Source organism: Phenylobacterium sp. (genome assembly GCF_030697925.1).
Classification (GTDB): Bacteria; Pseudomonadota; Alphaproteobacteria; order Caulobacterales; family Caulobacteraceae; genus Phenylobacterium.
Genome location: NZ_JAUYOJ010000162.1, coordinates 25,709 through 35,123 on the forward strand (window position 1 = coordinate 25,709; position 9,415 = coordinate 35,123).

At 66.9% G+C, this 9,415-nt stretch carries 8 protein-coding genes and 1 rRNA gene; 4 read left to right on the plus strand and 5 right to left on the minus strand.

The window, feature by feature from the left end:
* The first annotated feature begins 62 nt into the window (after window positions 1-62).
* Complete coding sequence (locus tag Q8Q88_RS15500; protein ID WP_305676089.1) at window positions 63-992, plus strand: M20/M25/M40 family metallo-hydrolase; 930 nt, start codon at window positions 63-65, stop codon at window positions 990-992.
* Here the strand turns inward: Q8Q88_RS15500 and Q8Q88_RS15505 are convergent.
* The 4 genes from Q8Q88_RS15505 to hfaA all read right to left on the minus strand — a co-directional run bounded on the left by Q8Q88_RS15505 (window position 989) and on the right by hfaA (window position 6,561).
* Entirely contained in the window at window positions 989-3,868 is a 2,880-nt protein-coding gene (locus tag Q8Q88_RS15505; RefSeq protein ID WP_305676090.1) for a pitrilysin family protein, read from the minus strand. The two genes, Q8Q88_RS15500 and Q8Q88_RS15505, sit on opposite strands and share 4 nt — an antisense overlap.
* Window positions 3,869-3,949: 81 nt before the next feature.
* A complete protein-coding gene (hfaD, locus tag Q8Q88_RS15510) occupies window positions 3,950-5,188 on the minus strand; it encodes a holdfast anchor protein HfaD (protein WP_305676091.1) in 1,239 nt (412 codons plus the stop codon).
* Entirely contained in the window at window positions 5,118-6,125 is a 1,008-nt protein-coding gene (hfaB, locus tag Q8Q88_RS15515; RefSeq protein WP_305676092.1) for a holdfast anchoring protein HfaB, read from the minus strand. Before hfaB ends, hfaD begins: the two co-directional genes overlap by 71 nt.
* Entirely contained in the window at window positions 6,115-6,561 is a 447-nt protein-coding gene (gene hfaA / locus Q8Q88_RS15520) for a holdfast anchoring protein HfaA (protein ID WP_305676093.1), read from the minus strand. Before hfaA ends, hfaB begins: the two co-directional genes overlap by 11 nt.
* A 161-nt stretch (window positions 6,562-6,722) precedes the next feature.
* Here hfaA and Q8Q88_RS15525 point away from each other — a divergent pair, with 161 nt between their 5' ends.
* Window positions 6,723-7,370: a rhomboid family intramembrane serine protease gene (locus tag Q8Q88_RS15525; protein ID WP_305676094.1), complete on the plus strand. Its 648-nt coding sequence runs from the start codon at window positions 6,723-6,725 to the stop codon at window positions 7,368-7,370.
* Between the two features lie 59 nt (window positions 7,371-7,429).
* The gene (locus Q8Q88_RS15530; RefSeq protein WP_305676095.1) at window positions 7,430-7,858 is read left to right on the plus strand and encodes a CBS domain-containing protein; all 429 of its coding nucleotides are present in this window, start codon (window positions 7,430-7,432) and stop codon (window positions 7,856-7,858) included.
* On the opposite strand, the gene Q8Q88_RS15535 is transcribed toward Q8Q88_RS15530, so the two are convergent.
* A complete protein-coding gene (locus Q8Q88_RS15535; RefSeq protein ID WP_305676096.1) occupies window positions 7,855-8,298 on the minus strand; it encodes an Rrf2 family transcriptional regulator in 444 nt (147 codons plus the stop codon). The genes Q8Q88_RS15530 and Q8Q88_RS15535 overlap by 4 nt on opposite strands.
* 872 nt (window positions 8,299-9,170) lie before the next feature.
* Between Q8Q88_RS15535 and Q8Q88_RS15540 the strand changes: the two genes are divergently transcribed.
* Window positions 9,171-9,415 (plus strand): 16S ribosomal RNA (locus Q8Q88_RS15540); the annotation flags it as partial.

Genomic DNA, 9,415 nt, shown 5'->3' on the forward strand with positions numbered 1-9,415 from the left:
GGCTTGCGAATATTTCGCGACCGCCCGATGGTCGGCCGGAGACGGCGTTTCCGGGAGTTTTCGTGTCCAGGTTCTCCAAGATCGCGGTGGCCGCCGCACTGGCCGCGGCGGGGCTCGTCGGCGCGCCGGCCTGGGCGGCCGGCGAACAGGCGCTGCGGGATGTCGAGATCCTGTCGACCGACACCATGGCCGGTCGCGCCGTGGGGTCGCCGGGCTCGGCCCTGGCGCGGGCCCACATCCTCAAGCGGTTCGCGCAGATCGGGCTGAAGCCGGCCTATGGGAGCTTCGAACAGCCCTTCGCCTTCCAGGTCGGGACCGAGACCCGGACGGGGACGAACCTGGTCAGCCAGGTCGCCGGAACCGGGCAGAGCGACCAGGTGCTGGTGATCAGCGCCCACTACGATCACCTCGGCATCCGCAAGGGCGAGATACATAATGGCGCGGACGACAACGCCTCCGGGGTTGCGGCCCTGTTGGCCATCGCCGAGGCGCTCGCCGAGACGCCGCCCCGGCATAGGGTGATCTTCGCGGTGGTGGACGCCGAGGAGGTGGGGCATCGCGGCTCGGGCGCCTTCGTGGCCAGGCCGCCGGTTCCGCTGGCCAAGATCGCGCTGGCGCTCAATCTCGATATGCTGAGCAAGAACGCCAAGGGCGAGCTCTATGCCTCGGGCGGCCATCACTTCCCCTGGCTGAAACCGCGATTGACCGCACTGGCGGGCAAGGTCCCCGTGAGCTTGAAACAGGGTCATGACGGGCCGCCCTGGACCGGCGACGATGACTGGACCGAGCAGTCGGACCACGCGGCCTTCCACCACGCTGGCGTGCCGTGGGTCTATCTGGGCGTGGAGGACCACGCCGAGTACCATCGGCCGACCGACGACTTCGCCACCGTTCCGCGGGACTTCTTCACCCGGTCGGTGCGGACGGCGATCATCGCCGCGCGCCAGTTCGACGAAGACCTGGACGCGATTTCGAGGGAGGCAGGGCGCTAGGCGCCCGCCGGCTTCACCTCGAACATCCACATGGTCTCGTCCTTGAGAACGGCCTCGGCGGCGCGCTTGACGTCGGCGGGGGTGACCCGCTCGGTCCCGGGTATCATGGCGCGCGTGGCGTCGAGGCGCCGTGGATCGGCCTGGGCGCCGGAAAGTTCCTGCAGCCAATAGCCGTTGGTCTCGCGGGCCTTATCGATTTGCTCCAGGCGCGGCTTCTTGGCTCGGGCCAGTTCGTCGGGACTGATTTCCCTGGTGCGCAGGTCGGTGGCGATCTTCTTCACGTCGGCGAAGAAGGCGGGCAGCTTGTCGGGCGGCACCTCGACGCTGGCCGAGATATAGCCCCAGCCCGGCCAGACGAAGCTGTGGCTATAGGCGGCGTTGGGAGAATAGGTGGCGCCCTGGGCCTCGCGCAGCTCTTCGATCAGCCGCAGCTCCAGCACCTCGCCCAGAACCGCTGTGTCGCGGGCGCGCTGGGGATTGGCGAAGAAGTCATTGGTCCGCCAGGCGATATAGCCGACGGCCTGGTCAGCGCGGCCCTTGTGGGTGCGGATCACCGGCTGAGCGACGGCGGCCGGGAAACCGACCTCGATTTCGGCCGTGGGCGGCGGAGCCGGCGCCGGGCGCGCGGGCATGGCGCCGAAGGTGCGGGCCACGGCCTCCGTCGCCTTCTCCACCGTGGTGTCGCCGATGATCACCACCTCGATCTGGCCGTTGGCCAGCGCAGGCGCGACCTCGGCCTTGAAGCTTTCCAGCTTGGCGTCGGCCATCTCCTCGCGGGACGGGAACACCCAGCGCTCGTCGCCGCCGTGCAGCAGGCCGGCTAGGTCGCGGGAGACGACGCCGGAAACGGTGGCCTCGTACTGGTCGTGGATGGTCTTGCCGCTGCTCTTCAGCCGCTGGAAGGCCTGTTCGCGCCAGCCGGGCTCGGAGGCGTAGGCCGCCAGGACCTGGAGCTGGACGTCGAGGTCGTCGGGCCGGGTGGCGCCGGAAAAGACGAAGGCGTCGTCGCCGATGCCGAACTGGGCGCCATAGACCCGGGTGGCCAGCACCTGCTCCATGTCCTCGGCGCTGATCTGCTTGAGCCCGCCCTCGACATAGGCCCCCGAGGCCCAGGCGACGTTCTGGCGATCCTTGGGCAGGTCGATCCGGCCGCGCCCCACATTGATCCGGACCAGGACCTCGTCGTCCTGGAAGCGGGTCGGCTTGACCGTCAGGCGCACGCCGTTCTCGAAGCGCACGAAGACCGTGTCGAGATCGGCGGCCTCGCGGGTCTCGGCGACCTTGCCTGGGGTTCCGAAGCTGTCATAGGGCCAGGCGACCTGGGTCGGGATCGATGGCTCGGCCACCGCCACCTTGCGGGAGATCTCAAGCGCGGCGACCAGGGCGCTCTCGCCGCCTTGGACGGGCTTGGGCGAGGCCATGAACAGCAGCGGACCGTCGCCCTTGAAGGCGGCCTTGAGCGCGGCGGAGACCTCGTCGGCCTTCAACCCCTTCACCGTGGCCTCAAACAGGGCGAGGTCCTGGGCGGGATTGGTCACCACCTCGTCGTCGGACAGGGAACCCACGATCTCGCCAGCCAGTGAGCCGGGGGTCCGGGTGGCCGCGCCGGCGGCGTCAGCCTTGAGCGCGGTCCGGTATTCGTCGATCTCGCGGTCGAGCTCGTCCTGGCGCACGCCGTACTGCACGCCGCGCCGCTGCTCCTGCTCGACGGCGGTGAGCGCCTCGCGCCAGCGGGTCGGCTCGGCGTTGACCGTCATCATGGTTATCTCGGCGGCGTCGTACTCGTCGCTCTCGAAGGCGCCGGCGCCGAGGAATGGCGGCTGGGTCCCACGCGCCAGGCGCTGCAGGCGGCGGTTCAGCACCGAGAAGCCCAGTTGCTGCACCAGGTCGCGCTTGCGCTTGGCGGTATTGTCGGTTTCCCGGTCATCGGGGCGCATCCAGGCCATCTGCAGCTGGAGCGGGGCGCCGGGTTCGACCAGCAGCTTCGCCTCGGTTTTGCGAGACTTGAGCGCGCCCAGGTCGGGATCGGCGCCGGCGGGGCCCACCGGGGTCCAGTCGCCGAATCGGGCCTTGATCTTGGCCTCCATGGCCGCGACGTCGAAGTCGCCGACCGCCACAAGCACCGCACGTTCAGGGCGATAGTAGCGGTTGTAGAAGTCTGTGAACTCGGCCGCCGGGGCGGTCTGCAGGACCTCAACCTTACCGATGGGGTAGCGGGTGGGCGGGCGCTGGTCCTTCAGCAGGAATTCCAGGCGCGATTTGTAGACCCGGTAGGACGGCGTATCCCGGGCGCGCTCTTCCGACAGCACCACCCCGCGTTCGCGGTCGATGGCGGCGGGGTCGAGGGTCAGATTGCCGGCGGCCTCGCGCAGCAGCATCAGCGAGGTGTCGACCGTCTCGTCATCGGTGCGCGGCAGGTCGAGCTTGTAGGTGGTCTCGTCGAAGTCGGTGGAGGCGTTGGTGTCGGCGCCGAAGGCCAGGCCCAGCCGCTCCAGGATCTTGATCATTTCGCCTTCGGGCACGGCCTTGGAGCCGTTGAAGGCCATGTGCTCCAGGAAGTGGGCGATGCCCTGCTGCTTGTCGCCCTCCATCAGGGAACCAGCGTCGAAGCGCAGCCGCAGGGCGGCCTGGCCGGGCGGGATCTGCTGCTTGCGGATCGCGTAGCGCATGCCGTTGGGCAGGGCGCCGAATGCGATGTCCGGGTCGGGAGCGATGTCGGAGCGCGCCTGGGCCCACTCGCCGGCCTTGGGCTTGGCGCTGGCGGCGGCGGCCGGACGGTCCTTGCCGAGTCCGAACTTAGGGAAGGGGAGGCCGGAAGCGTAGCCGGGCGCGGCCAGGACCAGGACGAGCGCGGTCACCGCGGTGGGTCGTATCATCAAGTTCAAGGGATCCGGCTTGGGCAAGGTAGGCTCACCATGCGCCGCCCCATATGGCGTTCGCAAGGCGCGATAAGGGCGTCATTGGCCCGATGGGCGGCTTACATAATAGGTGGCGGTGTTGCCGACGGCGGTGGAGACGCTGCTGGCCGAGCGACCGCCGCCGCTCACATTGACGATGCTCTGGGCGCCGACGTCGGAGCGGTTCACCTGGCTGTTGGTGATGCTCATCCGGCCCTCGCATTCCGAGCAGGCGTAGCCGGTGACCGAGTTGCCCATGGCCGTCGAGGTGGCCGTGGCGTCGTAGCCGTCGGTCCCGATGAAATTGGCCACCGCCTCGATGCCGCCGCCCTCGTTGAGCTGGACCGTGTCGAGGATCAGTTCGCCGCCGATATCGCCGGCGGTGAGCGCGTTGCCGACGCCATAGGCGTTGACGCTGCTGGTCCCGTAGGCCGAGGCGGCGTTGCGGGCCTCGGCGCGGACATAGGCCTGGTTGCGTTGGTCGGCATAGGCGTCCAGCAGGGGGCCTTCGTTGACGGCGTTGATGTTGTTGCCGGCGGCGGTGGCGCGGGTGGCGGCCGTCTGGACGCTGCCGTAGCCGGTGAAGGAACTGGCCTGGATGCGGTCGGTCTCGTTGAGCTGGCCGGCGATGACGGCCGCGGCCGAGCCCTGGCCGTCCAGGGTGATATCGTTGCCCGTGCTGGTGGCGGCGAAATTCGCCGTGCCCGAGACATAGGCGTAGTCGCCGCCGCCGTCGGTGGAGACGGTCGCGCCGTTGGTCTGGTTGGCGCGGATGCCCGCCGAGGCGTATTCGAGGCCGAAGGACTGGCTGTTGCCGGTGGCCTGGTTCAGGGAATCGACATCGCCGGCCGAGCCGCCGGCGGCGTTGATCCGGCTATTCCCGGAAATCGCCGCCGTGGCGGCGGTGTTCTGGTTGGTGACGGCGGTCACGGTCCCGTCATAGGACCCGACAAAGCCGCTGTTGCCGGTGGCGGTGTTGGTCACGGTGACCGTGTCGCCCGAATAGCCGCTGACATTGAGCCGGGTGTCGGCGGCCACATCGCCGTTGGCGGCCTGGTCGGAGCGGACGTCCAGGGCCTGGCCGTCGGCGGTCGCCTCGAAGGCGTTGCCCACCGCATTGGTGTCGGCCGTCGTGAAGTCGGTGACCTCGACGACGTTCATGGTCTGCTGGGAAAAGACGTCGCCGAACTGGACCTGATTGTTCAGGACGCTGCTGGGCGGGGTCTGACTAGTAGCGGCCCCGCACGGCAGAATCGCGACGAGAGCTCCAGCGAGAAGGGTCTTCGCGAGTCTGGCCATTGTTGGTCCCGAGGTTGTTGTAGGCCGGCACATAGCCGCCGGTTAGGCCGACGGTGGAGCCTTCCAGCGGGTCGGAGGTCAGGCAGCCCTGCGGACCGGGCATGCCGTAGAGATTGGCGGTCATCTCGACCACGGCGCGTTCCACCAGGCTACGGACGGCCAATTGCATCGGCTCCAGCGCGCCCGCGCCGGCCGAGATGTCGAAGACGTTGCCATTGAGGAAGTCGAAGAAACCGACGCCGACTTCGCGGCCCACGACCTGCTTCTGATAGGAGATGACGTCGACCACCTCGAGCGTGCGGGTGTTGATCAACCTCAGGTCGAGCCCGATGTTCATGATGAACAAGCGGCCGCGGAACGTGCCCTTGGCGTCGGTGGCGTCGACATCGCCGCCGGCCACGTCGAAGCCGGACGAGCGGATGTTGTAGTTCAGCTCGGTGACGCCGCCGGCCACATAGAAGTCGGAGCCGGGCACCTGGCCGGCGACGATCCGACGATACTCGGCCGCCTGGTTCGGCGCGGGATTGGGAGCGTCGGAGATCAGCTTGTTGTTGGCGTACTTCAGCTCCAGCTCGGAGACCGAGGTGTCGAAGCGTTCGACCAGCGGCATGCCGGCCTTGGCGAAGGCCGACATGGCCATCAGCGAGGCGCCCTGGGTGATCTTGCGGCCCGACCCGTCGGACTCGGACTTGCCCGTGTAGTCGGCGATGCGGCCGATGGCGATCCGCGGGGCGACGATGCGGGCGTTTCGCGCATAGCCGGCCATGCAGACCAGGGCAGCGGAATAGGGAGTCGGGTTGACCGTCACCGGCGCGGTCCCGATCGTGCGGGCGTAGTTGCCGCTGGGGCCAGCGATCGGCGTGGCGCACGCCGAGAGACCGAGCGCCGTGGCGCTAAGCAGCGCCACCGTACGCAAGAGGTTGCTCCTATTGATCATCGTCGCCGACGCCCCCGCTGACGCGCGTTCCCGCGGTCACATTGCCGTTGTTGGTCTGGCTCGAATTGACGATGACCGTGTTGTTGTTGCCCTGGGTGACCACCACCAGGTTATTGCCGATGGCCGTGGAGCCGCCGCCCAGCGAACCGACGCCGGAATAGGACCCGCCGGCGCCCGAGCCCGAGCCGAAGGCGAAGCTCGACTGATCCTCGCCCGTCATGATGATGCCGTCGACGATGACCCGGTTGCCGTTGGCGTCGCGGGTCGCATAGTCGACCGGGTGGTTCTCCGATCCGGCGACACGGCCGTAACCGGCGTTGAAGTCCGCCGCGTTGGTGGACATGTATTGGGCGCAGGCCGGAGCCGCGGCCAGGCCGACGGCGAGGCCCGCGGCGATCCATGCGCCACGCTGAGCCGCGAGGAAAACTTCGATCATTGACCTAGTGACTCCGCACCGACAGACCTGCGCCGGACGGCGCGCAAGCGGGCGCGCCATATCCGGTCACCCGGCATCTAGAAGCCAAGACCCTCGCGATTTGGTTAAGAACAATGAGGGAAACTGGTGTCGGCCACCATTCTGAGTTGGGAGCATCCGTATTGAACGAGCCGCGCCAGCCGATTCTCAACGCGCCATGGCCGGCCGTGCTGGTCACCGTGTCGATCGTGGTGAGCTATGGGCTGCAGTCCGTGCTGCTGAGCGACCTGGGGGTCCGCTATTTCGCCTTCTCGTCCATGGCGCTCGCCGGCGGACGCTGGGAGACGATGTTCACCTCCATGCTTCTGCACGGCAACTGGGCGCACGCCCTGATGAACGCCGGATTCGCCCTGGCCTTCGGGACCCCCGTGGCGCGCTACTTCGGCATGCGGCCACGCGGAGTGCTGATCTTCGCGCTCTTCTATCTGCTGACGGGCGCCATCGGGTGCCTGGGCTACGCCTGGCTGAGCCCCGGCACCTTTCTTATAGGCGCGTCAGGCGGGGTGGCCGGCCTGGTGGGCGGGGCGACCCGGCTGCTGGGCGGGCGCGGGACCCCCGGCCCCTTCACCAGTTCGCCGGTGGTCAGCATGACCCTGAGCTGGGTGGTGCTGAACCTGATCCTCGGCTTTATCAACTTCGCCCCAGGCATGGGATCGGCTCAGGTCGGCTGGGAAGCGCACATCTTCGGCTATTTTGCTGGGTTGTTCCTCATCGACCTGTTCGGCCGGCTGGCGCGCGGGCCTCGCGCAACTCAGGAAGCTCTCGGATAACATTGATTTCGCCTGCGTCCTGAGCGACCCTGATCTTCGGGAATAGGGAGTACGCGCCGATGCTGGTGTCTCAGATCCTTAAGACCAAGGGTGATCTGGTCTTCACGGCCACGCCTGGCGAGACGGTTGGTGCGATCTGCGCCCTGCTGCACTCGCGCAAGGTGGGCGCGATGGTGGTGATGGACAGCGACCGGGTGGTCGGCATCGTTTCCGAACGCGACCTGGTCCGGGCCCTGGCGGAAGAGGGGGCTGGCGCGCTCGCCAAGCCGGTCTCTAGCTGCATGACCCGCGACGTGCATTTCGCCGAGCCGAACGAGACGGTGAACGCCCTGTTGAGCCGGATGACCGACCGGCGGATCCGCCACCTTCCTGTCTGCGAAGGCGAGCGGCTGGTGGGCATCGTCTCCATCGGCGACCTGGTGAAGTGGAAGATCACCGAGGTCGAGGCCGAGGCCGACGGTCTCAAGGCCTATATAGCGGCGGGCTAGACCAGCCGGGCCGGAACGCCGAACACCTCGGCGCCCTCGCAGGCGGCGGCGGCTTCCAGGCTATAGCCCTCCAACACCTCGGACGTCGCGTCGCGCAGCAAGGCCTCGCGTAGGGAACATGTCGCCAGGTCGGGGCAGTCGTCGCACTTGCGGAACGACAGGCGGCTGACGCAGGGCGCGAGCGCCAGCGGGCAGTCTATGATGCGGATGATCTCGGCGAAGCTGATCTCGCTGGCCGGGCGGGCCAGGACTTGGCCGCCGAACTTCCCGCGCCGGCTGATCACCACCTTGTAGCGCGCCAGCTCCGGCAGAATCGTCTCGAGGAACTTGCCTGGAGCATCCTCTCGGGCGGCCAATTCGCCCGAACTGACCTGGGCCCCCTGCGCCCCGGCGAGCTGCACGAGCCCGCGCAATCCGCAGCGGGCCTTTCGCGACAACATTCTCCGGACGCCTCCCAGCCTTACGCCACAAAGGATGGCGCAGGCTTGTCCACAAGCTGAGAGCGGGAAATGTCGTCATTCTGTCGCTAGGGGGTTGCGCCCTCCAAGGGTGGCGGGTAGAAGCCCCCCTCGCTCGGACGACGGGCCGGACGGAAGCGACTGACGGGGCCACAAGCTCTTGAAATCGCAGCCGAACCGGGCCAACCAAGAGCGACGATCGGATCTTCGTCATGAGCCTGGCAGCCTAGCTTCCAGCGCAGACTGGCGGAGGTTTTTTCGGACGGGTCTGGAGTTTTCCGGGCAGGTTCGAAAAGCTCGAAAGAGCCGATTGACAGGGGAGGGGCCGGCAACTAGATACGCCGCTCTTCTTCGGAACCGCCCCGGCGGCGAGACAAGCCAGGGACTTGAACAAAGTCCTTGATTTTCTCTCCCTCGGTCGTTAGGTTCCGGCCTTCAATCGAATCGCTACGGACAAATGAGGGAAGCCCCTCGGCGGCCCGCGGTGATTTTTGCGCCAAATTTCCGGGTTTCCTGGGCGGCGCGAAAAAGTCCGAAAGGATCGATTGACACGAAAGAGGCCGGCCACTAGATAGCCGCCTCCGCCGACCACCGGCGCTAAACAGTGGGGCGGGCGAAAGCCGGTCTCGGTCTTTGACATCGTTGAATTGGAAAGAGAAACGCAGGCGGCGGCGCTCTGGCGATAGTGCTAACCACACTATCTCGACGCTGACTAAATCTGCGGTCTCTTGAAGACAATACCATGTACCAACCGATCTTCGGATCGCGAGGTAAATGGGAACTCGTCAAGAACTAAGTAGACCAATGCCAGTCAAACCCTGCCCGGGTTTGACACATTGAAGTCAGAGTCATCTCAACCTGAGAGTTTGATCCTGGCTCAGAGCGAACGCTGGCGGCAGGCCTACTACATGCAAGTCGAACGGATCCTTCGGGATCAGTGGCGGACGGGTGAGTAACGCGTGGTAACGTGCCATTTGGTACGGAACAACGCAGGGAATCTTCAGCTAATACCGTATGTGCCCTTCGGGGGAAAGATTTATCTCCATTGGAGCGGCCCGCGTTGGATGAGGTAGTTGGTGAGGTAAAGGCTCACCAAGCC

Bases quoted from the DNA above. Each gene is read 5' to 3' on its own strand.
- hfaA (WP_305676093.1), bottom strand. From the start codon at position 6,561: ATGATCGAAGTTTTCCTCGCGGCTCAGCGTGGCGCATGGATCGCCGCG.
- hfaB (WP_305676092.1), bottom strand. From the start codon at position 6,125: ATGATCAATAGGAGCAACCTCTTGCGTACGGTGGCGCTGCTTAGCGCC.
- Q8Q88_RS15505 (WP_305676090.1), bottom strand. From the start codon at position 3,868: ATGATACGACCCACCGCGGTGACCGCGCTCGTCCTGGTCCTGGCCGCG.
- Q8Q88_RS15535 (WP_305676096.1), bottom strand. From the start codon at position 8,298: ATGTTGTCGCGAAAGGCCCGCTGCGGATTGCGCGGGCTCGTGCAGCTC.
- hfaD (WP_305676091.1), bottom strand. From the start codon at position 5,188: ATGGCCAGACTCGCGAAGACCCTTCTCGCTGGAGCTCTCGTCGCGATT.
- Q8Q88_RS15530 (WP_305676095.1), top strand. From the start codon at position 7,430: ATGCTGGTGTCTCAGATCCTTAAGACCAAGGGTGATCTGGTCTTCACG.